This is a genomic window from Streptomyces sp. HUAS 31, from assembly GCF_028198125.1.
GTDB lineage: Bacteria > Actinomycetota > Actinomycetes > Streptomycetales > Streptomycetaceae > Streptomyces > Streptomyces chartreusis.
In genome coordinates this window covers 6,824,314-6,847,733 of the sequence record NZ_CP116353.1, presented here as the reverse complement: position 1 = coordinate 6,847,733, position 23,420 = coordinate 6,824,314, and the positions used below count along the sequence as shown (strand labels likewise).

Here is a 23,420-nt window from a genome sequence, read left to right as displayed (position 1 = left end):
CTAATCGGCAGGCCCACGTTTTCAACACCCCCACTGGCGCCTCTTCTGCGAAATCCGCAGCACTCAGTCACGTAAACAACGAATTTCATCGCCTCGGCCTTGCGGAACTGTCGAGACGTCGTGCACAGTGACGTCGTGGCCAGTCGAAGCGCAGAGCACAGGGACTCCCGCGAGTCCAGGAACGGCGGCGGTCCCACGCTGGACGCCGTCTCCCTCGCCATCATCGAACAACTTCAGGAGGACGGCCGCCGGCCGTACGCCGCCATCGGCAAGGCCGTGGGCCTGTCCGAGGCGGCCGTGCGCCAGCGCGTCCAGAAGCTGCTCGACCAGGGCGTCATGCAGATCGTCGCCGTCACGGACCCGCTCACCGTGGGCTTCCGGCGGCAGGCGATGGTCGGCGTGAACGTCGAGGGCGACGTGGAGTCCGTGGCCGACGCGCTGACCGCCATGTCCGAATGCGAGTACGTGGTGATGACCGCCGGGTCCTTCGACCTGATGGTGGAGATCGTCTGCGAGGACGACGACCACCTCCTGGACGTCATCAACAGACGCATCCGGGCCCTCCCCGGAGTGCGCTCGACGGAGAGCTTCGTCTACCTCAAGCTCAAGAAGCAGACCTACATGTGGGGAACCCGATAACCGTGAGGACCCGATAACCGTGAGCACCGACACCCCTCAGGACCTCAGCAGGACCGCGTACGACCACTTGTGGATGCACTTCACGCGTATGTCCTCGTACGAGAAGGCTCCCGTCCCGACCATCGTCCGGGGCGAGGGCACCTACATCTACGACGACAAGGGCAGGCGCTACCTCGACGGTCTCGCCGGCCTGTTCGTGGTCCAGGCCGGCCACGGCCGCACCGAGCTCGCCGAGACCGCGTTCAAGCAGGCCCAGGAGCTGGCGTTCTTCCCGGTGTGGTCCTACGCCCACCCCAAGGCGGTCGAGCTGGCGGAGCGGCTGGCCCACGAGGCCCCGGGCGACCTCAACAAGGTCTTCTTCACCACCGGCGGCGGCGAGGCGGTGGAGACCGCCTGGAAGCTCGCCAAGCAGTACTTCAAGCTGGTCGGCAAGCCCACCAAGTACAAGGTCATCTCGCGCGCCGTCGCCTACCACGGCACCCCGCAGGGCGCCCTGTCCATCACCGGCCTGCCGGGCCTGAAGGCCCCCTTCGAGCCGCTGGTGCCGGGTGCGCACAAGGTCCCGAACACCAACATCTACCGCGCCCCGATCTTCGGCGACGACCCCGAGGCCTACGGCCGCTGGGCCGCCGACCAGATCGAGCAGCAGATCCTCTTCGAGGGCCCGGACACCGTCGCCGCGGTGTTCCTGGAGCCGGTGCAGAACGCGGGCGGCTGCTTCCCGCCCCCGCCCGGGTACTTCCAGCGGGTGCGCGAGATCTGCGACCAGTACGACGTGCTGCTGGTGTCGGACGAGGTCATCTGCGCCTTCGGCCGCCTGGGCACGACGTTCGCCTGCGACAAGTTCGGCTACGTCCCGGACATGATCACCTGCGCCAAGGGCATGACCTCGGGCTACTCCCCGATCGGCGCCTGCATCATCTCCGACCGGCTGGCCGAGCCCTTCTACAAGGGCGACAACACCTTCCTGCACGGCTACACCTTCGGCGGCCACCCGGTCTCCGCGGCCGTGGGCATCGCCAACCTCGACCTGTTCGAGCGCGAGGGCCTCAACAAGCACGTCCTCGACAACGAGGGCGCCTTCCGCGCCACGCTGGAGAAGCTGTACGACCTGCCGATCGTCGGCGACGTCCGCGGCAACGGCTTCTTCTACGGCATCGAGCTGGTGAAGGACAAGGCCACCAAGGAGTCCTTCAACGACGAGGAGACCGAGCGCGTCCTGTACGGCTTCCTGTCCAAGAAGCTCTTCGAGAACGGCCTGTACTGCCGTGCGGACGACCGCGGCGACCCGGTCATCCAGCTCGCCCCGCCGCTGATCTCCAACCAGGAGACGTTCGACGAGATCGAGCAGATCCTGCGCGAGACGCTGTCGGAGGCATGGACGAAGCTGTGACCCCCGACCGATCCTCCGCCGCCCTGCGGCCGGAATGATCAACACACCGGCCCCGGTGCCGCCCGTTCGAGTGAGACACGGCGGCCCGGGGCCCTGTGCTGTCCCGGCTTCGGGCGACGACTGCCTAGCGTGCCAGTGACCGATCGGCCCAGCCTTCGTTCCCCCGCACGGGGGAACGAAGAACGGGAAAACGGATCAGAACCGAGGTGTACGCCATGGTGGCCCCGCCGGACAACGACGTGCTCTGGGCACGTGCCCTGCACTTCTCGTACAACGACGGCTCGCCCGCGCTCAGCGGCGTCTCGCTCGGTGTCCAGGAGGGGGAGATCCTCGCCGTCATCGGTCCCCGGGGCAGCGGCAAGACCGCCCTGCTGCGCTGCCTGTCCGGCCTGGCCCCGGCGGGGCGCGGCGAGGTCTGGTTCAACAGCGTGCCGGTGCACACGATGGGCCCGGTGGCCCGCGAGCGGCTGCGCCGGGACCGGTTCGCCTGGGTCGACACCGCGCCGTCGCTCGTTCCCGAGCTGAACGTCTGGGAGAACACGGCCCTGCCGCTGATGCTGCGCGGCACCAGCCGGCGCCGCGCCAAGAAGGCCGCGCTGGAGTGGCTGGAACGCCTGGACGTGGGTGAGGCGGCGCGCAAGCGCCCGCACCAGCTGGTCCAGGCGGTACGCCAGCGCGTCTGCATCGCCCGTGCGCTGGCCCCCTCGCCGACGGTGCTGTTCGCCGACGAGCCGACGGCACCCCTGCACCGCGCCGACCGGACGCACGTGCTGCGCACCCTGACGACGGCCGCCCGCTCGCACGGCATCACCGTGGTGCTGGCCAGCCATGACGCGGACACGGCAGTCCTTGCCGACCGCAGCGTGACACTGCTCGACGGGCGGCGCGTGAACACCGTGCAACTGCCTCCGGTCACCGAGGCGGAAGGCCGGGCCGCGTGCTCGCTCTCCGCCTGACCCGCGGCGCCCACCCCGCCGTACAGCTGCGCCGGCTGCTCGTCGCGGCGGCGTCGGCGGGCACGGGTTTCCTGCTGCTGTCCGCCCTCGGCTACGCGATGTCCCACCCGGACTCCCCCGCCGCGGCCACGCTCAGGCTGGCCTGGTGCGCACCCCCGCTGGCCGCGACGATCCACCTCGCGGTGGCCGTGGCCCGCACGGACCCCGGTACCAGACCGCGCCCCGGCCTCGCGGCGGCCGGCCTCGGACCGGGCCGGCTCATGCTGGTCTCGGCCACCACGACGGCCCTGTCCTGCCTGCTCGGCTCGATGCTGGCCCTCCTGTTCTTCCTGCACCTGCGGGGCGATCTGACGGGCATGCCCTTCGACGGCGACGCCTCCCAGTTCCTGGCGGCGGACAGTCCCCTGCCGCTGCCGGCCGCCCTGACGCTCCTGGCCCTGACACCGGCACTGTCGTCGGCAGCGGTCGCCATGCTGCTGCGCCCGAAGCCCGCCGCGCCCGCCACGACGAAGGCCAAGGCACGGCCGTACGGCCGCTTCGGGGTGTCCGGCAGGTCGGCCGACCGCGAGACGTTCGGGGCGTACGGGCGGTTCGGGGCACGGTTGCGGGTTGCGGTACGCGGCGGCACGACGACACCGGACACCGCCTCGGCCGAGCGTCCGGCCGGAGCCGCGCCCGCCCCGGCGGGCGGGCCGCCCGGGGCCGGGCAGAACGGCGGCGCCCCGCAAGCGTCGGCCATCGACCCGGCCCCCGCGCCGGCCGAAGAGGACGGCAGGCGACAGGCGCCGGACGACCTGACCCACTTCCCGGTCCCCCGCAAACCCCCGGCGGGTCTCCCCTGGGGCATCACCATCCTCACCGCGGGGCTGGCCGTGGAGACCTACGCCGGCCGCGTCACCGCCGACGACACGCTCGCCCTCCCCACGGCCCTGCCCACCGGTCCCACCGCGGTCCTGGTCGGCTGGGTCCTCGCCGCCGTCGGCCTCGCCCTCGCGGCGCCCGGCCTCACCCATCTGTGCGGCCGAGTGCTCCAGGCGGTACGGCCGGGGCCGCTCCGGCTCCTGGCGGGCCGCGGCCTCATGGCGGAAGCCACCCGGATCGGGCGCCCCCTCGGAGTCGTGTGCGCGGTGGCCGCCGCCGTCCACGCGATGGCCCCCCGGCCCGACTCCGCGGCCACCGCCGCCATCGGTCCCCTCTCCGCCCTCGGCGCGACCGTCGTCGCCGGTGCGACCGTGACGACCCTCTTCATGGCCGCGCTGGAGGCCAGGCAGGCCCGCGCCGACACCACGGCCGCGCTGCTGCGCCTCGGCGCGCCGACCGCAATGCTCCGCGGCGCCGCCGCCCTTCGCGCCGGCGTCCTGCTGGCCGTCTTCGGCCCGCTGACCCTGATCGTGGCGGAGCTGGCCGCACTGCCGCTGGCCGCCCGCTGAGGCGGCCGACGCGGTCGTTCGCGGACGTCCCGAAAACTCGTGAGAAAAAATCTCCGCCGGGCGATGAGTTCCGACCGGACCCCCGGTCTACCCCACCGAACAGCAACCACCCCGATGGGAGAGACCACGATGAGCGCCCCCGCCTACCAGCAGATGATCTTCGTCAACCTGCCCGTGAACGATCTCGACGCGTCGAAGAAGTTCTTCACGGGGCTGGGTTACTCGATCAACGCGCAGTTCAGCGACGAGAACGCGGCGTCCGTCGTGATCAGCGACACCATCGTCGCGATGCTGCTCACCAAGCCGTTCTACTCGACCTTCACCAAGAAGGAGATCGCGGACGCCACGACGACCAGCGAGGTGCTGATCTGTCTGAGCGCCGAGAGCCGCGACAAGGTGGACGAACTGGTCGAGAAGGCGGTCTCCGCCGGCGGCACCGCGTCGGACAAGGTCCAGGACATGGGCTTCATGTACGGCCGCGCCTTCGACGACCTCGACGGCCACACCTGGGAGGTCGTGTGGATGGACCCGTCGGCCGTCGAGGGCTGACAACCGCCGTACGACACGGGGTGCCTAGCATGGGCGGGTGCAGACGATGCCCGCCCATGCGGCCCACCACGACGACCGTGAGATAGAGACGCTTCAGGAGTTCGACGCGACCGTCTCGGCGCGCGGCTCCCTCGCCGGATTCCGTGTCCAGGCAGTCGACCTGACGGACCGTACGCGCGAACTGCTCGGCACGGACACCACCGGTGCCGTCTTCCTCGGCTGCGCTATGCGCGAGGAGGCGGCCGCGAAGATCCGCACCGGCGGCGCCCTGGTCTTCCCGCCGGTCCCGGACCTCCCCTTCGACCCGTACCGGGGCCTGGTCTACTCCCCCGACGAACTCTTCGCCTCCCTCTCGGACGGCTACGAGAGCACCCCGGACGCCCACGCCTACGCCTGGTTCCAGCGGACGAAGGCCGACCGCGACGTCTATGCCTCCATGCTCCGCGCCATCCACGACGACTCCATCTCGGACGCGCTCGACGAACTCCTGTCCGGCGCCCGGGTGGTGGGCGTGATGGGCGGCCACGCGATGCGCCGCGGCACGCAGGAGTACGAGGGTGCCGCGCGGCTCGGCCGGGAGCTGACCCGCGCCGGTCTCACCGTCGCCACCGGCGGCGGCCCGGGCGCGATGGAGGCCGCCAACCTCGGCGCGTACGCCGCCCCGCTCGACGACGCGATGCTCACCGACGCGCTCCGACTCCTCGCCAAGGCACCGGGGTTCACGCCCTCGATCACCGACTGGGCGTCGGCGGCCTTCGAGGTGCGGTCCCGCTGGCCCAGGGGCGGCCGCTCCGTCGGCATCCCGACCTGGTTCTACGGCCACGAGCCGCCGAACCCCTTCGCCTCGCACATCGCGAAGTACTTCGCCAACGCCACCCGCGAGGACGGCCTGCTGGCCCGCTCGAACGCGGGCGTCGTCTTCCTGCCGGGAGCGGCCGGGACCGTACAGGAGATCTTCGACAACGCGACGCCGAACTACTACGAGTCGCGCGGCGAACCGACCCCGATGGTGCTGGTCGACCGTGCGCACTGGACGGAGCGGCTGCCCGCCTGGCCGCTGCTCAAGTCCCTCGCCCGGGAACGGTCGATGGACGCCCGGATCGCCCTGGTTGACCGGATCGAGGAGGCGCCGGAGGCGTTGAAACGCCTCGGCAGTTAATAAGAGGGCAAAGCCAACGTCTGTAGGCTGCATATGCGTTGACACTCCTTATGCCACGCTTATAAACCTGTGAGACTCCTGGGGACGGTGATGTCGCGTCGCCGCCCCCCTCCGAACCCCCCTCAGTGGTGCAACTCCCGTAAAGGACAAACGTGTCCATAAACCGCCGTACAGTCGCGCGTTCCGTGCGCGCTCTGGGTGTCGCCTCCGCGTCGGCCGCACTCGCGCTCTCCGCCGCGGGCACCGCGCTCGCGTGCAACATCAGTGAATTCTCCGCCGAAGCCAAGTGCGACGGCGACAAGGGCGTCATCACCGTCACCGACGTGGACCCCAGTGGTGTCCCGGCGACCATCACGGTCTTCCTCCAGAACAACGGCGCCGACCTGAAGAAGGTCGGTGAGCAGGTGGTCAAGGGCTCCCGCGAGGGCGTCACCATCACCTTCGCCGAGGACTGGAAGCCGGACGCCGAGTACCGCGTCCACGTCAAGGCGGCCGGCTATGTCGACGAGGACATCAAGCCGAACCTGACGACGCCGTCCACGGCCTGCAAGAAGGAGGAGCCGCCGGCCCCGTCGGACACCCCGACCCCGTCGGCCCCCGCCTCGACCCCGGCCGAGGAGACCGACTCGCCGACCCCGACCCCGTCGGAGAGCGACAGCACCCCTCCCGCGAGCAGCGCCCCGTCCCCCGCGGCCGGTGACTCCAACCTCGCCGAGACCGGTGCGAACTCCAACACCGGCATGATCGCGGGTATCGCGGTCGGCCTGGTCGCCCTCGGTGGCGGCGCGGTCTTCTTCGGTCTCCGCCGACGCGGCGCGAGCAGCGACCGCTGACGCAGCAGCCCGGCAACACGCACGTAGGCCCGTCCCCGTTCTCGGGGGCGGGCCTACGTCGTTCTCGTCGATGCCAGGTCGGCGCAGCGACTACGGGATCGCGGCGCCGGCCGGCAGAGCTCGGCCGGCGCGCGTCAAGGCGGCGAACACAAGGGGCAGTGGCGCCGCCAGGGCCGCGCCGAACACGGCGCGGTCACCGGGACACGACCTAGTTGGCGGAGGTGCGTCGGCCGCCGCGGCGGTCCGGGTTGCGGCTGCCGGTCGCGCCGGTGTCGCCCGTGCCCGCACCGGTCTTCGACCGTCGGCCGACGCCGCTGCGCGGGGCCTTGCCGGCGCTGGAACCGGCGCCGGCGCCGGTCGCCGCACCGGCCGCGGACCGGCGGTCGGAGCCACGGCCGCCCGCTCGGACGGTGCCGCCCGTCGCCCCGCCGGACGCCGTACGGCGAGCCGTTCCCCGCCCGCCCGTCGCGGAGGTACCGCCGGACGCGGTCGCCCCGGACGCGGCCCGGCGCTCGGTGCCCCGGCCTCCCGTCCTGGTGGCGCCACCGGCGGCCGCCTTGGCCTCGCCGCCGCTCCGGCGCCGGCCGGCGGAGCGCCTGCCGGTCTTCCCGTCGGCGCGGGACGCCGTCGGCGTCACCGGCTGGGGGACCTCGATGGTGACGGCGACGCCGGAAGGCTCGCGCGCGCCGGTGATGACGGCCAGCTCCGGGTCGCTCGACGTGATCCGCGACGTCCGGGGGCGGATGCCCGCGTCCGACATGAGCCGGGTGACTTCCCGCTTCTGGTCGGGCAGGACCAGCGTGGCCACGCTGCCGGAACCGCCGGCACGGGCCGTACGGCCGCCCCGGTGCAGGTAGTCCTTGTGATCGGTGGGGGGATCGACGTTCACGACGAGGTCGAGGTCGTCGACGTGTATGCCCCGGGCGGCGACGTTCGTCGCGACCAGCGCGGTGACCTGGCCGCTCTTGAACTGCTCCAGGGTCCGATTGCGCTGCGGCTGCGAACGGCCCCCGTGCAGCGCCGCCGCGCGGACCCCGACGGCCAGTAGCCGCTTGGTCAGCCGGTCCGCGGCCCGCTTGGTGTCGAGGAAGAGGATGACCCGCCCGTCCCGCGCCGCGATGCGCGTGGTGACGGCCTTCTTGTCGGTCTCGTCCTGGACGTGGAGCACGTAGTGCTCCATGGTCGTCACCGCGCCCGCGGACGGGTCCACGGAGTGCACCACGGGGTCGGTCAGGAACCGCTGCACGAGGCGGTCGATGTTGCGGTCCAGAGTGGCCGAGAAGAGCATGCGCTGCCCGTCCGGCCGTACCTGCTGGATCAGCTTGGTGATCTGCGGCAGGAAGCCCATGTCGGTCATCTGGTCGGCCTCGTCCAGCACCGTGATGCGCACGTCACCGAGCACGCAGTCGCCGCGTTCCACGAGGTCGTTGAGCCGGCCGGGAGTGGCCACGAGCACTTCCGCGCCACGCCGCAGCGCACCCGCCTGCTTGGTGATCGACAGCCCGCCCACCACGGTGGTCAGCCGGAGGTTCACGGCCGTCGCGTAGGGGGTCAGCGCGTCCGTCACCTGCTGGGCGAGCTCACGGGTGGGCACCAGCACCAGGGCGAGGGGCGCCTTGGGCTGCGCGCGCAGCCCGGCCGTGCGGGCCAGCAGCGCCAGACCGAACGCGAGGGTCTTGCCGGAGCCGGTGCGCCCGCGTCCGAGCAGATCACGTCCGGCGAGCGAGTTGGGCAGGGTGGCGCCCTGGATGGGGAAGGGCGTGGTCACGCCCTGCGCGGTGAGCGTCTTCAGCAGCCCGGCCGGCATGTCCAGAGCGGCGAAGTCCTCCACGGCGGGAAGTGCGGGGGTCGTGCTCTCCGGCAGCCGGAATTCCCTCGGCGGCGACGCGGACGGTGCGGGCGACGACGAGGCGCGCCGATTCGGCTTCTGGGGCCTGCGGGGCATGCTGCTTTCTGCCTTCCTGAAACAGCACAAACCGGGGTCCGCACCATGCGGTGCGGACCCCGGCTGAGCGGATACGCGTCCGGCTATCAGGCGGGAACGATGTTCTCCGCCTGCGGGCCCTTCTGGCCCTGCGTGACGTCGAAGGTGACCCGCTGGCCTTCCTGGAGCTCACGGAAGCCCTGGGTCGCGATGTTCGAGTAGTGGGCGAAGACGTCGGGGCCGCCGCCGTCCTGCTCGATGAAGCCGAAACCCTTTTCAGAGTTGAACCACTTCACGGTTCCCTGTGCCATGACTTTCTCCTTCTGTAGGCAGAGGCCCCATCCGGAGATGCCGGGAAAACAACTAATGCGCCCGATGGATAGCATTCCCGTCAGGCGCACATAGGTTCATGGGTACCACAACTGCAACGCGTAAACCGTAGCACAGCTCGGCGCTCGAAGTAGATCTTCAAGGGGAGCGCCACGCGGTTTTCCGGAGCCGTCGCCCTCGCACGGCCGCTAGAAGCTGGCCCGCTCCAGCCAGAACTCCAGCAGTTCCCGCTCGCCGAGCACCTCCAGCTCGTCGCTGTCCAGCGGCAGCCGACGGTAGAACCCGAGCAGTACGGCGGTGAGCGGCCCCCTGAGCGCGACGGTCGCCTTCTCATGGCCGCGCCGCCAGGCGATCACGTCCCCGGAAAGATCGATCAGCCACTCGGCGTCCAGCGCTGGGCTGCCGTCCGTGGCATGCAGGTGAATGCTGCCCGGCCGGCGCAGGTCCGTCGTCGGATCGTCCGGCATGTTCCGCTGGGCCCACTCGATGATCTGGAGCCACTCGTCGATCGCGTCGGCGGCGACGTCGGGCGCGACCTCGTAGGGCAGTCCGGCGGCGAGCGTGGCGTCGGCGCGGTGGATGGTCAGCTCGTGGGCCATACGGCGGGCCCAGAACCCGGAGCTGTGGACCCCGGCCCAGCCCCACATCTCCGTGTCGGGCCCGGCCTCCCTCAGCGCGTCGACCAGCATGTCGCCGGTCTCCGCCAGCCAGGCGTCCAGGGCGGCGGGGTCGCCATCGCCGTCGGGGCCGCCGTGGAGCGGGACCTTCTCCTCCGGGATCTCGTCCTGCGCCCGCGTCCGCACCATCAGCTCCACCCAGCGCAGGGCGCCGCCGGTGTGCCGCACGAGCTGTTCCAGCGACCAGTCCGGGCAGGTCGGCACGGTCGCCGACAGATCGGCGCCGGAGGTCAGCACGGCTCGCAGCAGGCCGACCTGGTGGGCGATCTCGTCGCAGTAGCGGTCATGGGCCAGGAGTGTCATGTCCCGCACCCTATGCGCGGTGTGATCAGCCCAGCACGACAATTTCGGCCGCGTCGAACTCGACCCCGACGGCGTCCCCGACCTCCGGGGCGTCCCGCAGCGCGCAGGCCGCCTCCAGGCGCGGCGCGTCCTCCGGCTGGAGGTGCACGGCGACGTGCGTGCCCTTGAACGTGCGGGCGGCGACCGTGCAGCGCAGTCCCGTGTCGGGGCCCACGAGCCGCACCCCGGCCGGCCTGACCAGCAGCGTCCGCGGGCCCTGAGCGGCGTCCTCGCCGACCGGCAGCTTCCCCCAGGGCGTGTCCGCGGCCTGACCCGCGACGGTGCCGTCGACCACGTTGTCGAAGCCGAGGAAGCGCGCCACGAACTCGTCCACCGGCCGCTGCCACACCTGAAGCGGCGTCCCGCTCTGCGCGATCTGCCCGTCCCGCATCACCACGACCCGGTCGGCGAGCGCGAACGCCTCGCCCTGGTCGTGCGTCACGGCCAGCACGGTGGTGCCCAACTGCCCGAACAGCTCACGGAGTTCGACGACGAGCCGTTCCCGCAGCGAGCGGTCGAGCTGCCCCAGCGGCTCGTCCAGCATCAGCAGCCGTGGCCGGGGCGCGAGGGCACGGGCCAGCGCGACCCGCTGCTGTTCCCCGCCGGACAGCGAGGCGACGGCTCGCCCGGCGGCGCCCGGCAGTCCGACCAGGTCCAGCAACTCCCTTACCCGCTCGGCCTGTTCGGCTCTGGAGGCGCCGTGCATCCGGGTCCCGAAGGCGACGTTGCCACCGACGTCCCGCTGCGGGAACAGCTGATGGTCCTGGAACATCAGCCCGACGCCCCGCTTGTGCGCGGGCACCCCCGACTGGTCCCGGCCGTCGAGCGACACCCGCCCGGCGTCGAGGGGTTGCAGCCCCGCCACGGCCCGCAGCAGCGTCGACTTGCCGCTGCCGCTCGGCCCGAGCACGCACACGATCTCGTGCTCGGCGACATCGAGGTCGACGGCGTCGAGGACAGGGCGCCCACCGAACCGTACGGTCGCACCTTCGAGACTCAGCAGACCCGGCCTCATTCAGAACTCCCCCGTCCGATCCGTACGGAGCCGCTCCAGGACCAGCAGCGCCACCGCGCACACCACCATCAGTACCGTCGAAAGGGCCATCGCCTGGCCGTAGTTGAGCTCGCCGGCCCGCCCCAGGAGACGTGCGACGGCGACCGGCAGGGTCGGGTTGTCGGGCCGGGCGATGAACACGGTCGCGCCGAACTCGCCCAGCGACACCGCGAAGGCGAACCCGGCCGCGATCAGCAGCGCCCGCCGCACCATCGGCAGGTCGACCTCACGCCAGACCCGCCACGGCGAGGCCCCCAGCACGGACGCCGCCTCGCGCAGCCGCTGGTCCACGGCCCGCAGCACGGGCAGCATGGTCCGTACGACGAAGGGCACCCCGACCAGCGCCTGGGCCAGCGGCACCAGGATCCAGGAGGCCCGCAGATCGAGCGGCGGCTCGTCCAGCGCGATCAGGAACCCGAACCCGACCGTCACCGCCGACACCCCGAGCGGCAGCATCAGCAGCGCGTCGAAGCCCCGCACGAACCTCCCCGCGTCCCGCCGTGTCAGCGCCGCGGCGGCCAGACCACCGATGACCACGGCGATGAGGGTGGCGACGACGGCGTACTGGAGCGAATTGCCGATCGCCTCGATCGGGGCGACGAGGAAGACACCGCCGTCGGCGCTGGTCAGCGCACGGTAGTAGCCGAAGTCGGGGGCGTCGAACGACCTCTGCACCAGCACGGCCAGCGGCAGCAGCAGGAGTACGACGATGACGGCCAGGACACCGGCCAGCAACGCCCACTGGCCGGCCCCGCGCGGCCGCCGGGCGGTCACCGACGCGTCCACCAGGCGCAGGGCGCTCTCCCGCCGCCGTACCGTCCAGGCGTGCACGGCGAGGATCGCGGCGACCGCCAGGAACTGGACGATCGTCAGGACGGCGGCCGTGGACAGGTCGAAGATCTCGGAGGTCTGCCGGTAGATCTCCACTTCGAGGGTGGAGAAGGTCGGTCCGCCGAGGATCTGCACCACACCGAAGGAGGTGAAGGTGAACAGGAAGACCATGAGCGCGGCGGCGGCCACGGCGGGCGCGAGCGCCGGGAGGGTGACCTGACGCCAGGCTTTCAGGGGCGACGCCCCGAGCATCCGCGCGGCCTCCTCCTGCCGTGGATCGAGCTGCGCCCACAGACCGCCCACCGTCCTTACGACGACGGCGTAGTTGAAGAAGACGTGCGCGAGCAGGATCGCCCACACGGTGGTGTCGAGCCGTACGCCCCACAGCTCGTCGAGGAGTCCGCCGCGGCCGACGAGCGCGAGGAAGGCCGTACCGACGACGACCGTCGGCAGCACGAAGGGGACGGTCACCACGGCCCGCAGTACCTGTTTGCCGGGGAAGTCGAAGCGGGCGAAGACGTACGCGCCCGGCAGCGCGACGAGCAGGGTCAGCGCGGTGGAGGCGAACGCCTGCCAGGTGGTGAACCACAGGACGTGCCGGATGTCGGACTCCCCGAGCACGTCCCACAGCCGCCCGAACTGCCATGCCCCGTCGACCTTCAGACCGCGCGAGACGATCGCGGCGACGGGGTAGGCGAAGAAGACCGCGAAGAACGCGACGGGCACGGCGATGAGACCGAGCCGCACCGCCGCGCCCCTCTTGCGAGGTGCCGAAGCCGGGGCCGCTACTTCAGTACGAGCGAGGTCCACGACTTGACCCAGTCGTCACGGTTGTCGGCGATCTTCGCCGGGTCCAGGGTCTCGGGGTTCTTGGCCCGGGGCCCGTACTCGGTGAACTCCTCCGGTACCTGGGCGGCCTCCCGCACCGGGTACACGAACATGTTCAGCGGCATGTCGTCCTGGAATTCCTTGGTCAGCAGGAAGTCGAGGAGCGCCTTGCCGCCCTCGGTGTTCTTGGCGTTGCTCAGCAGGCCCGCGTACTCGACCTGGCGGAAGCAGGTGCCGTCCGCGACACCCGTCGGAGCGCTGGTCGGCTTCGGGTCGGCGTAGATCACCTCGGCCGGCGGCGAGGAGGCGTACGACACGACGAGCGGCCGGTCGGCCTTGGCCTTCTTGCCGCCGGCGGAGCCGGAGAACTCCTCGTTGTAGGCCTGCTCCCAGCCGTCGACGACCTTGACGCCGTTGGCCTTCAGCTTCTTCCAGTAGTCCTGCCAGCCGTCGTCGCCGTACTTCGCGGCGGTGCCGAGCAGGAAGCCGAGGCCGGGCGAGGAGGTGGAGGCGTTCTCGGTGACGAGGAGGTTCTTGTACGCGGGCTTGATCAGGTCGTCGTACGACGTCGGCGGGGCCAGCTCGTGCTCGCTGAAGTACGCCTTGTCGTAGTTGACGCAGATGTCACCGGTGTCGACGGGGGTGACCCGGTGCTTGTCCTGGTCGACCCGGAACTCGGGCAGGATCAGGTCGGAGCCCTTGGCCTCGTACGACTGGAACAGGTCGTTGTCGAGGGCCCGGGACAGCAGGGTGTTGTCGACGCCGAAGAAGACGTCGCCCTGCGGGTTGTCCTTGGTCAGGATGGCCTTGTTCACGGCCTGCCCGGCGTCGCCGTCCTCCAGGACCTTGACCTTGTACCCGGACTGCTTCTCGAACGCGGCGAGGACGCCCTTGGAGACGGCCCACGAGTTGTGGCTGACGAGGGTCACGGTCTTGCTCCCGGACTCGGAGTTGTCGCTCCCCGAGTCCGACGAACCGCACGCGGACAGCGTGACGAGACCGAGCCCGACGGCGAAGACCGTGGCCTTCTTGGTGATGCTCACTGGATTCCTCCTGGGGTTGACCAGGAAGAGACGCGGCCCTGCCCAGGGGCCTCTTCGGCTCCCGGGCAGGGCGCAACAGCTTGAGTGATGACCGAACTTCCTACCCAGAATGACCTGGGCAAGGTTCAGAGGGTCTGCGGCCCGATTGCCGCACTCTCAGCGCTGTGGCGCTCCCCTGTCGGAATATGAAGATGTACGTACGGGTGTACGCGCTCAGATTACCGCTCGGTGGCCGCGAGCTGACCGCAGGCCCCGTCGATCTCCTGACCACGGGTGTCCCGGACCGTCACCGGTACACCGTGCGCGGCGATGGCCTCGACGAACGCCTTCTCGTCCTCGGGCCGGGAGGCGGTCCACTTCGACCCGGGCGTCGGGTTCAGCGGAATCAGGTTCACATGCACGGGCTTGCCCCTGAGCAGCCGCCCGAGCCGGTCACCACGCCAGGCCTGGTCGTTGATGTCCCGGATGAGGGCGTACTCGATGGACAGCCGGCGGCCGCTCTTCTCGACGTACTCGAACCCGGCGTCCAGCACCTCGCGCACCTTCCACCGCGTGTTCACGGGCACGAGGGTGTCGCGCAGCTCGTCGTCGGGGGCGTGCAGCGAGATCGCGAGCCGGCACTTGAAGCCCTCGTCGGCGAACCGGTGAATGGCAGGGACGAGACCGACGGTCGACACGGTGATCCCGCGCTGGGACAGCCCCAGCCCGTCGGGCTCGGGGTCGGTGAGCCGGCGGATGGCCCCCACGACCCGGTTGTAGTTGGCGAGCGGCTCGCCCATCCCCATGAAGACGATGTTGGAAAGCCGCGCGGGCCCTCCGGGAACATCCCCGTCCCGCAGCGCCCGCATTCCGTCCACGATCTGGTGGACGATCTCGGCGGTGGACAGATTCCGGTCCAGCCCGGCCTGCCCGGTCGCGCAGAACGGGCAGTTCATCCCGCACCCGGCCTGCGAGCTGATGCACATGGTCACCCGGTCCGGGTACCGCATCAGCACGGACTCGACGAGCGTCCCGTCGAACAGCCGCCACAGCGTCTTACGGGTCTCGCCCTGGTCGGTCGACAGATGCCGTACGACGGTCATCAGCTCGGGGAACAGCTCCTCCCGCAGCTTGGCGCGCGAGGCGGCAGGGATGTCGGTCCACTGCTCGGGGTCGTGCGTGTACCGCGCGAAGTAGTGCTGCGACAGCTGCTTCGCACGAAACGGCTTCTCCCCGACCGCAGCGACGGCGTCCTTACGCTCCCCGGGCGTGAGGTCAGCAAGATGCCGCGGCGGCTTCTTGGCTCCGCGGGGGGCGACGAAAGTAAGTTCTCCGGGTGCAGGCATAACTCAACCAGTGTCGCAGATCCACTCGTGTGGCCCGCTCCACCGTCGACCCGTGAGATCGCTCCCTAGTCCGTCGTGCCCTCCAGCCGGTCCTTCAGGAGTTTCTCGTCGCGTGGCAGCTCCTTGCGGACCTGGGGCCGGACGACCAAGGGGATCAGGACCTTGCCGAGGCCGTAGCCCTCGAAGTCGATGTCGATCGTGACGCGGGAGCGGCGCCCGTCGTCGAGCGACTCGATACGGCCGTGGGTGCGGGCCCGGACGGGGCCGTCGATCCCGTGCAGGTCCCAGCTGTACGGAGGGTCGAGCTGATCGAACCGCACGGTCATCGGCATCTGGCGGTTCCCGACGCGCCGGGTGACCCGGACCCGGGAGCCCGCGTGGATCGGGCCCTCGTCCAGCGATTCGGCCGAGACGGCGCTCAGCTGCCATTCCGGCAGGTGAGAGGGGTCCGTGATGTACGCGTAGACATCGGCTGGAGTCCGGTCGACGTCGATGATTTCTCGGATGGCGGTCATGGCGACCCCCTTTGAGTGCCTTTACGGGCGTACACCGAAATCGTCCCACACGGCACGGATCAGTCGCTCTGCGAGAAGCGGGTGCGGAAAACCGAAGAGCCCCCGTTCCGCGCGGAAGGGGGCTCTTCGGACACCTGTCGAACCGTCAGCCGGATCCCACGAACAGGACCAGCAGCAGCCACACCACGGGCGCCGTCGGCAGCAGCGAGTCCAGTCGGTCCATGATCCCGCCGTGCCCCGGCAGCAGCGTGCCCATGTCCTTGATGCCGAGGTCCCGCTTGATCATCGACTCACCGAGGTCACCCAGCGTGGCACTGGCCGCGACGGCGAGGCCCAGGAGCAGGCCCTGCCACCACCTGCCGTCGTCGATGAGGAACTCCATGCACAGCGCGCCCGCCACCATCGCGAAGCCCACCGCTCCGAGCAGGCCCTCGCGGGTCTTGCCGGGGCTGATGCGCGGGGCGAGCTTGGTCTTGCCGAAGCGCCAGCCGACCGCGTACGCGCCGGTGTCGCTGACGACCGTCAGGAGCAGAAACGTCAGGACGCGCCAGGGACCGTCGTCGGCCGTGAGCATCATCGCGACGAAGGTCGCAAGGAACGGCACGTAGAACGCCGCGAAGACACCCGCCGTGACGTCCTTGAGATAGCCCTCCGGCGGCTCGGTCATCCGCCAGACCAGCACCGCCAGCGCGGTCAGCGCCATCGCGACCCAGGCACCCTCGGCCCCGCGGACGTATCCGGCGACGACCATGGCCGCGCCGCCCAGCGCGAGCGGCACGAGCGGAGCGTTGATGCCCTTGCGCTCCTCCAGCCGCTTGGTCAGCTCCCACAGACCCACGACGACGGCGACCGCGACGACACCGACGAAGACGGCCTTGACGACGAACAGCGACGCGACGATCACCACGCCGAGGCCGACACCGACTCCTATCGCCGCGCCCAGGTCGCGCCCAGCGCTCTTCCTCTGCTGGGGCGCCGGCGGCGGGGCGTCGGGCATGGGCTCCGGATTCTGCGACGCCGCCTCGAAGGGCCGCGCCTGCGGCGTGTCATGAGACCGCGACTGCGGTGGCCGGCTGCTGAACAGGGGGCCACTCAGCCGAGCGGCCCCCCGGTCGTCATCCTGGTCTCCGCCATACGCGGGTACGTCGGGCACGATGGGCATGGGGCGAGTGTGAGGCGCCTCAGGCGCATCGTACGCGGGACCCGCCGGGGCAGCCCCCTGGACAGGTCCACGCTCGGAGGTCCCCCAGTACCCGGCCTGCCCGGCCCCGGGCGCCGCCCCCCAGGAAGAGTCGTTCATCAGACCTCGAGCAGCTCGGATTCCTTGTGCTTGAGGAGCTCGTCCACCTGAGCGACGTACTTGTGCGTGGTGTCGTCGAGCTCCTTCTCCGCACGGCGGCCCTCGTCCTCGCCGATCTCGCCGTCCTTGATCAGCTTGTCGATGGCGTCCTTGGCCTTGCGGCGGACCGAGCGGATGGACACCTTGGCGTCCTCGCCCTTGCCCTTTGCGACCTTGATGTAGTCGCGGCGGCGCTCCTCGGTGAGCTCCGGGAACACCACACGGATGATGTTGCCGTCGTTGCTCGGGTTGACGCCGAGGTCGGAGTCGCGGATCGCCTGCTCGATGTTGCGCAGCGCGCTCTTGTCGAACGGGGTCACGACGGCCATGCGCGGCTCCGGCACGGAGAACGAGGCCAGCTGGTTGATCGGCGTCGGCGCACCGTAGTAGTCGGCCACGATCTTGTTGAACATCGCCGGGTGCGCACGGCCGGTGCGGATCGCGGCGAAGTCCTCCTTGGCGACCACGACGGCCTTCTCCATCTTCTCCTCGGCCTCGAGGAGGGTCTCTTCGATCACCACTTGCTCCTGCGTGTCTTGAGTAAGGCCCGGCTGCGGTTCCTCGGTGGGGCGGCGGCCGGCTGCGTCGCGTCTTCTTCCTGCACGGTTCCCGACCGGCAGGACATTGTCCATCCCCCGGTCAGGGTCCGTCCCGTCCGTCCCCCGGACGGGCTTGTTGTCGAAGCGTCAGCCCCGACCGCCCTGCTCACCCACAAGCGTGCCGATCTTCTCACCCTTGACGGCGCGGGCGATATTGCCCTCCGCCAGAAGCTCGAAGACGAGGATCGGGAGCTTGTTGTCGCGGCACAGCGTGACCGCCGTGGCGTCGGCGACCTTCAGGTCGCGGGTGATGACCTCGCCGTAGCCGAGGGAGTCGAACTTGACGGCGTCCGGGTTGGTCTTGGGGTCGGAGTCGTAGACCCCGTCGACACCGTTCTTGCCCATCAGCAGCGCCTCGGCGTCGATCTCCAGGGCGCGCTGGGCGGCGGTGGTGTCGGTGGAGAAGTACGGCATGCCCATGCCGGCACCGAAGATGACCACGCGGCCCTTCTCCAGATGCCGTACGGCACGCAGCGGGATGTAGGGCTCGGCGACCTGCCCCATGGTGATGGCCGTCTGGACCCGGCTGTCGATGCCTTCCTTCTCCAGGAAGTCCTGGAGGGCGAGGCAGTTCATGACGGTGCCGAGCATGCCCATGTAGTCGGAGCGCGCCCGGTCCATGCCGCGCTGCTGGAGTTCCGCGCCGCGGAAGAAGTTGCCGCCGCCGATGACGACCGCGACCTCCGCGCCGTCGCGCACGACGGCCGCGATCTCACGGGCGATCTTGTGCACCACGTCCGGGTCGACGCCGAGGCCCCCGCCACCGGAGAAGGCCTCTCCGGACAGCTTCAGCAGAAACCGGCCGCGTACTTTGCCGTCGTCGCTCTTCTGGGCCTTGGTGGTCATCGAGATCCCGCCTTTGTTACGTGGTGCACATACGAAGAAGGCCACTGCCGGCTCGGGTGTGTTTCGCATCCCATGCGCGGCAATGGCCTCCTCGTCAGATCTGCTGTCGTCCGTCACGCGCGCGTGCGCGGTGGCGGCGTCCGCCAACGACTGCCTTCGACCCTATAGGGACGGGGCGTCGATCGCGGTACGGACTCAGATGCCGACCTTGATGCGCGAGAAGCGCTTCAGGGTGACACCGGCCTCGTCCAGAACCTTCTGGACCGACTTCTTGTTGTCCAGCGCGTACGGCTGGCCGAGCAGCGTGGCGTCCTTGAAGAAGCCGTTGAGGCGACCCTCGACGATCTTCGGCAGGGCGGCCTCGGGCTTGCCCTCGGCGCGGGTGGTCTCCTCGGCGACGCGGCGCTCGGACTCGACGACCTCGGCCGGCACGTCGTCCTTGGAGAGGTACTTCGGCGCGAAGGCGGCGATGTGCTGGGCGATGCCCTTGGCGACGTCGGCGTTCGGCTTGTCCAGCTCGACGAGGACACCGATCTGCGGGGGCAGGTCGGGCATCGTGCGGTGCATGTACGCGAGGACGAAGCCGTCGGTGAACTGCGCGAAGCGGTCCAGGACGATCTTCTCGCCGAGGTTGGCGTTGGCCTCGTCCACGAACGCCTGGACGGTCTTGCCGGCCTCGATCTCGGAGGCGAGCAGGGCCTCGATGTCGGCGGGGGAGGTCTTCGCGACGTGCTCGGCGATCGCGTTGGCGACGGCCTGGAACTTCTCGCCCTTGGCGACGAAGTCCGTCTCGCACTTCAGCTCGACGATGACGCCGGAGGAGTTGTCGTCGGCGATGAGGGAGACCACGGCGCCGTTCTCGGCGGAGCGGCCCTCGCGCTTGGCGACGCCCTTCTGGCCCTTGATACGGAGCGCCTCGACGGCCTTCTCGACGTTGCCCTCGGCCTCGTCCAGCGCCTTCTTGCAGTCCATCATGCCGGCGCCGGTGAGCTCGCGGAGCTTCTTGACGTCAGCGGCGGTGTAGTTCGCCATGAGTCTGTGAGTCTTTCTCGAAGTCTGGAAGATCGGAGATCTACGGGGTCCAGGGCCCCCGTTTAATCGGGAGCCCTGACCTTCCGTCGACCTACGGGTGAACGGCGGGAGCGGATCTCATGTCACCGCTCCCGCCGTCAACGCTGACGGGGTGGTCAGGCCTGCTCGCCCTCGGCGCTCTTCTCGCCCTCGGCGGCCTTCTCGGCCTCGGCGGGGGCAGCGGCCTCGGCGGGGGCAGCGGCCTCGGCGGCGGGGGCAGCCTCGGCGGCCGGGGCCTCCTCAGCCTTCTTCTCGCCCTCGAGCAGGTCGCGCTCCCACTCGGCGAGCGGCTCGCCCGCGGCCTTCTCGCCCTTGTCACCGGTGGCGACGCCGGAACGGGCGATGAGGCCCTCGGCGACGGCGTCGGCGATCACACGGGTGAGCAGGGTGACGGAGCGGATCGCGTCGTCGTTGCCCGGGATCTTGTAGTCGACCTCGTCGGGGTCGCAGTTGGTGTCGAGGATGGCGACGACCGGAATGTTGAGCTTCCGGGCCTCACCGACCGCGATGTGCTCCTTCTTGGTGTCCACGATCCAGACGGCGCTGGGCACCTTCTGCATCTCGCGGATACCACCGAGGGTCTTCTCCAGCTTGGCCTTCTCGCGCGAGAGCACGAGAAGCTCCTTCTTGGTCAGACCGGAAGCGGCGACGTCCTCGAAGTCGATCTGCTCGAGCTCCTTGAGGCGCTGCAGACGCTTGTAGACGGTCGAGAAGTTGGTGAGCATGCCGCCCAGCCAGCGCTGGTTGACGTAGGGCATGCCGACGCGGGTGGCCTGCTCGGCGATGGCCTCCTGCGCCTGCTTCTTCGTGCCGACGAACATGACCGTGCCGCCGTGGGCGACGGTCTCCTTGACGAACTCGTAGGCGCGGTCGATGTACGACAGCGACTGGAGCAGGTCGATGATGTAGATGCCGTTGCGCTCCGTGAAGATGAAGCGCTTCATCTTCGGGTTCCAACGACGGGTCTGGTGACCGAAGTGGACGCCGCTCTCCAGCAGCTCCCGCATCGTGACGACGGCCATGGCCGTATCTCCTTGAATTTCTCGGTTGTGCCGCGGGGACCGGACGGCTCCCGCGCCTGACGCCCACATGCGCCGTGCCACTAGGGACCGAGGGGCGCTGACACGGACCGTTTCCGATTGCCGTGTCGGGGCGTGCGAAGTCGACCCGGTGACCCGGATCGCCAGAAGAAGTGTACGGGACCCACGGGGTACCGGGTGACGCCGCTGTCCACAACCCAGGAGTTATCCACAGATACCGGCCATGATCCGTGGAGGTGCGGGACGGTTCTCGCATGCGAGCTGAGCGATGTGAGAGGACAGCGGGGACCGCTGGGGCCGCAACGGCGGCCTGGGCGACCCCGATGGCGGGAGCACCGAGGGCGGCTACGGCGGCGAGGGCGTACGGACGGCTGGCGGTGCGGCTGGTGTTGCTGCTGCTCCTGACGGCGGCCGTGCTGCTGGCGCCGGTCCCGCGGTTGACGCCGACCGCCACGAGCGTGCCTACCGCCCCTGCCCCAGACCCGGCGCCGAAGCCGGCCCCTGCCCCCACGGTGCCGACGGTCGGCCGGGCATGGCCCGTGGGTGTACGGCCCAAGATCCTCCGCGGCTGGGAGCCACCGGCGACCACGTACGGCCGAGGCCACCGCGGCGTCGACCTGGCGGCCCCGGCCGGGACACCGGTACGGGCGGTTGCAGCGGGCCGGGTCTCCTTCGCGGGCCGCGTGGCCGGGAAGGGGGTCGTGTCGGTGGAACTGCCGGGGACGGGAGATCCACCGCTGCGGACGACGTACGAACCGGTCCTGGCGAAGGTGCAGAAGGGCGACGAGGTGGAGGCCGGCGAGGTCGTCGGGACCGTGGAGGCGACCGGGTCGCACTGCACGGAGACCTGCGTGCATTGGGGCCTGAGGAGAGCCGACACCTACCTGGACCCGCTCTCGCTCCTCCCGCCGTGGCTGCTGCGCAGCGGGCCGTCGAGACTGCTGCCGGTCCTCGGGGTGCCGCTGCCGTCGCAGTCGACGGGCTGCTGAGCTTTCGGCCACGGCTGGGGGGCGGGCAGCGCTCGCAGCCACGGGGGATCGGCCGACGCCCCAGCCACGCCACAAGTGGGGACGGACGGCGCCCCAGCCACGCCACAAGTGGGGGCGGGTGGCGCCCCCACCGACCTCAGCCCCGGACGCCCCGCAGCGCCATGGCCACCGCTGCCTCCGTGATCGCCGTCGGTTCCTCCGCAGCGCCCAGCTCGATCCTGCGTACGGCCGCGTCCACGACGCCCTGCAGCAGCATCGCCGCCAGCCGGGGCTCCGCGTGCCCCATCTCCGCCAGCGCCTCGACGATCATCGCGACGAGCCCGCCGTGCGCCGCCCGGATCTTCTCCCGAGCCCCGGCGTCCAGCTCACTCGCGGAGATCGCGACCACCGCGCGATGCCGCCGGTCCCCCACCAGCCCGAGCTGCTTGCGCACATACGCCTCGACCTTGCCCTCGGCCGAGTCCGCGTGCTCCATCGCCGCCGAGACCTCCGCGGCCCACACCGGGAAGTCGACCTCGCACAGTTCCTCGACCACGGCGGCCCGCGAACGGAAGTACTCGTAGACGGACGACCGCGCGAGTCCTGTCCGCTCGGCAAGGGCCGGGAAGGTCAGCGCTTCCGTCCCGCCCTCGGACAACAGGGATCGCGCCGCGTCCAGCAGGGCGGCTCGCTGCATCGACCGGTGCTCGGCCACGGAGGCCGCTCGAATCCTTGGCACGTCAACCACTTTACGGACGTGCCCTCGCGGACGGGAGTCTCTCTGCGAACCCCGCACGCGTCCGGCCAGGTCAACGACCGAAGGCGGCCAGTTTCGCCCGCAACTGGAGGACCGACTTGGTGTGGATCTGGCTCACCCGGCTCTCGGTCACCCCGAGCACGTTGCCGATCTCGGCGAGCGTGAGGCCCTCGTAGTAGTACAGCGTCACGACGGTCTTCTCGCGCTCCGGGAGCGTGTTGATCGCCCGGGCCAGGAAGCGCCGCAGCTCCCGGTCCTCGGCCACCTCCACCGGATTGTCGGCGGCGGTGTCCTCCAGCGTGTCCATGACGCTGAGCCCGTCGCCGCCCTCGCCCCCGACGTGCAGCAACTCCTCCAGCGCCACCACGTTCGCCAGCGACAACTGGCTGAAGACCGAGTGGAGTTCGTCCACCGCGATCCCCATCTCCACGGCCACCTCGGCCTCCGTCGGCGTCCGCCGCAGCCGCGCCTCCAGGGTGGCGTACGCCCGCTCGACGTTCCGCGCCTTCTGCCGCACCGACCGCGGAATCCAGTCCAGCGCCCTGAGCTCGTCGATCATCGCGCCCCGGATCCGCGTGATCGCGTACGTCTCGAATTTGATCTCCCGGTCGATGTCGAACTTCTCGATCGCGTCGATCAGCCCGAACACCCCCGACGACACGAAGTCCGCCTGCTCCACATTGGGCGGCAGACCGACGCTCACCCGGCCCGCCACGTACTTGACGAGCGGCGAGTAGTGCAGGATCAGCTGCTCGCGCAATCGCTCGTCCCCCGTCGCCTTGTACGACCGCCACAGCTCGTCGAGCGTCGAGGGAGCGGGCGGCCGCACGCTGCCACCGTCACGGGCGGCTGGGGGGACCGCCGCCCGGTCGGACCCGGAGGTGTGCTGGGGCATTCGTTGCCTTGTGCCGTTCTGCCGTGAAGTGGGGGGTGCTTTGGGGGATCTGTCGGTCCGATGTCGCTCTGGTGCCG

At 70.3% G+C, this 23,420-nt stretch carries 23 protein-coding genes; 8 read left to right on the top strand and 15 right to left on the bottom strand.

Features of this window, described 5'->3' with window-relative positions; translation table 11 throughout:
* The first annotated feature begins 120 nt into the window (after positions 1–120).
* From PGH47_RS30645 to PGH47_RS30615, 7 genes are all read left to right on the top strand, one after another.
* Positions 121–639, top strand: coding sequence for an Lrp/AsnC family transcriptional regulator (locus PGH47_RS30645; protein WP_030950898.1), 519 nt, complete (start codon positions 121–123; stop codon positions 637–639).
* Between the two features lie 19 nt (positions 640–658).
* On the top strand, positions 659–2,032 hold the full coding sequence (locus tag PGH47_RS30640) for an aspartate aminotransferase family protein (RefSeq protein WP_271666051.1): 1,374 nt from the start codon (positions 659–661) through the stop codon (positions 2,030–2,032).
* Between the two features lie 215 nt (positions 2,033–2,247).
* The gene (locus PGH47_RS30635; protein WP_271666050.1) at positions 2,248–2,988 is read left to right on the top strand and encodes an ABC transporter ATP-binding protein; all 741 of its coding nucleotides are present in this window, start codon (positions 2,248–2,250) and stop codon (positions 2,986–2,988) included.
* A complete protein-coding gene (locus PGH47_RS30630; protein ID WP_271666049.1) occupies positions 2,970–4,418 on the top strand; it encodes a hypothetical protein in 1,449 nt (482 codons plus the stop codon). The genes PGH47_RS30635 and PGH47_RS30630 overlap by 19 nt, the downstream gene beginning before the upstream one ends.
* 129 nt (positions 4,419–4,547) lie before the next feature.
* A complete protein-coding gene (locus tag PGH47_RS30625; protein ID WP_271666048.1) occupies positions 4,548–4,967 on the top strand; it encodes a VOC family protein in 420 nt (139 codons plus the stop codon).
* A 37-nt stretch (positions 4,968–5,004) separates the two neighbouring features.
* Complete coding sequence (locus tag PGH47_RS30620; protein ID WP_271666047.1) at positions 5,005–6,126, top strand: LOG family protein; 1,122 nt, start codon at positions 5,005–5,007, stop codon at positions 6,124–6,126.
* A gap of 185 nt (positions 6,127–6,311) precedes the next feature.
* Positions 6,312–6,959 carry an LAETG motif-containing sortase-dependent surface protein gene (locus PGH47_RS30615; protein ID WP_229915069.1) on the top strand — a complete coding sequence of 216 codons (648 nt, stop codon included), beginning with the start codon at positions 6,312–6,314 and terminating at the stop codon, positions 6,957–6,959.
* A 208-nt stretch (positions 6,960–7,167) separates the two neighbouring features.
* Here PGH47_RS30615 and PGH47_RS30610 read toward each other — a convergent pair whose 3' ends face one another.
* The 13 genes from PGH47_RS30610 to rpsB all read right to left on the bottom strand — a co-directional run bounded on the left by PGH47_RS30610 (position 7,168) and on the right by rpsB (position 20,705).
* The gene (locus PGH47_RS30610; protein ID WP_271666046.1) at positions 7,168–8,904 is read right to left on the bottom strand and encodes a DEAD/DEAH box helicase; all 1,737 of its coding nucleotides are present in this window, start codon (positions 8,902–8,904) and stop codon (positions 7,168–7,170) included.
* Between the two features lie 86 nt (positions 8,905–8,990).
* Positions 8,991–9,194 (bottom strand): cold-shock protein, encoded by a 204-nt coding sequence (locus tag PGH47_RS30605; protein WP_031013754.1) that lies wholly within the window; start codon positions 9,192–9,194, stop codon positions 8,991–8,993.
* Positions 9,195–9,401: 207 nt separating this feature from the next.
* Positions 9,402–10,193 (bottom strand): maleylpyruvate isomerase family mycothiol-dependent enzyme, encoded by a 792-nt coding sequence (locus tag PGH47_RS30600; protein WP_271666045.1) that lies wholly within the window; start codon positions 10,191–10,193, stop codon positions 9,402–9,404.
* A 25-nt stretch (positions 10,194–10,218) separates the two neighbouring features.
* On the bottom strand, positions 10,219–11,247 hold the full coding sequence (locus PGH47_RS30595; protein ID WP_271666044.1) for an ABC transporter ATP-binding protein: 1,029 nt from the start codon (positions 11,245–11,247) through the stop codon (positions 10,219–10,221).
* Positions 11,248–12,927, bottom strand: a complete 1,680-nt coding sequence (locus PGH47_RS30590) for an ABC transporter permease (protein ID WP_271666043.1) — start codon at positions 12,925–12,927, stop codon at positions 11,248–11,250. It lies immediately after the preceding gene.
* Positions 12,903–13,988 (bottom strand): thiamine ABC transporter substrate-binding protein, encoded by a 1,086-nt coding sequence (locus tag PGH47_RS30585; RefSeq protein ID WP_271666042.1) that lies wholly within the window; start codon positions 13,986–13,988, stop codon positions 12,903–12,905. Before PGH47_RS30585 ends, PGH47_RS30590 begins: the two co-directional genes overlap by 25 nt.
* A 218-nt stretch (positions 13,989–14,206) precedes the next feature.
* Positions 14,207–15,313: a 23S rRNA (adenine(2503)-C(2))-methyltransferase RlmN gene (gene rlmN / locus PGH47_RS30580; RefSeq protein WP_125528637.1), complete on the bottom strand. Its 1,107-nt coding sequence runs from the start codon at positions 15,311–15,313 to the stop codon at positions 14,207–14,209.
* Between the two features lie 65 nt (positions 15,314–15,378).
* A complete protein-coding gene (locus PGH47_RS30575) occupies positions 15,379–15,828 on the bottom strand; it encodes an SRPBCC family protein (RefSeq protein WP_271666041.1) in 450 nt (149 codons plus the stop codon).
* Between the two features lie 145 nt (positions 15,829–15,973).
* On the bottom strand, positions 15,974–17,128 hold the full coding sequence (locus PGH47_RS30570) for a phosphatidate cytidylyltransferase (protein ID WP_271666040.1): 1,155 nt from the start codon (positions 17,126–17,128) through the stop codon (positions 15,974–15,976).
* The gene (gene frr, locus PGH47_RS30565) at positions 17,128–17,685 is read right to left on the bottom strand and encodes a ribosome recycling factor (RefSeq protein WP_030952117.1); all 558 of its coding nucleotides are present in this window, start codon (positions 17,683–17,685) and stop codon (positions 17,128–17,130) included. The genes PGH47_RS30570 and frr overlap by 1 nt, the downstream gene beginning before the upstream one ends.
* A 168-nt stretch (positions 17,686–17,853) precedes the next feature.
* Entirely contained in the window at positions 17,854–18,612 is a 759-nt protein-coding gene (pyrH, locus tag PGH47_RS30560) for a UMP kinase (protein WP_030048937.1), read from the bottom strand.
* 195 nt (positions 18,613–18,807) lie between these two features.
* Complete coding sequence (gene tsf / locus PGH47_RS30555; RefSeq protein ID WP_271666039.1) at positions 18,808–19,644, bottom strand: translation elongation factor Ts; 837 nt, start codon at positions 19,642–19,644, stop codon at positions 18,808–18,810.
* Between the two features lie 155 nt (positions 19,645–19,799).
* Positions 19,800–20,705, bottom strand: a complete 906-nt coding sequence (rpsB, locus tag PGH47_RS30550; protein ID WP_271666038.1) for a 30S ribosomal protein S2 — start codon at positions 20,703–20,705, stop codon at positions 19,800–19,802.
* A gap of 341 nt (positions 20,706–21,046) precedes the next feature.
* On the opposite strand from rpsB, the gene PGH47_RS30545 reads away from it, so the two are divergent.
* Positions 21,047–21,712, top strand: coding sequence for a M23 family metallopeptidase (locus PGH47_RS30545; RefSeq protein ID WP_443048564.1), 666 nt, complete (start codon positions 21,047–21,049; stop codon positions 21,710–21,712).
* A gap of 136 nt (positions 21,713–21,848) precedes the next feature.
* Here the strand turns inward: PGH47_RS30545 and PGH47_RS30540 are convergent, their stop codons facing one another.
* Positions 21,849–22,406: a TetR/AcrR family transcriptional regulator gene (locus tag PGH47_RS30540; protein WP_126902808.1), complete on the bottom strand. Its 558-nt coding sequence runs from the start codon at positions 22,404–22,406 to the stop codon at positions 21,849–21,851.
* Positions 22,407–22,500: 94 nt separating this feature from the next.
* Complete coding sequence (gene whiG / locus PGH47_RS30535) at positions 22,501–23,343, bottom strand: RNA polymerase sigma factor WhiG (RefSeq protein ID WP_271666037.1); 843 nt, start codon at positions 23,341–23,343, stop codon at positions 22,501–22,503.
* Positions 23,344–23,420 lie beyond the last annotated feature (77 nt).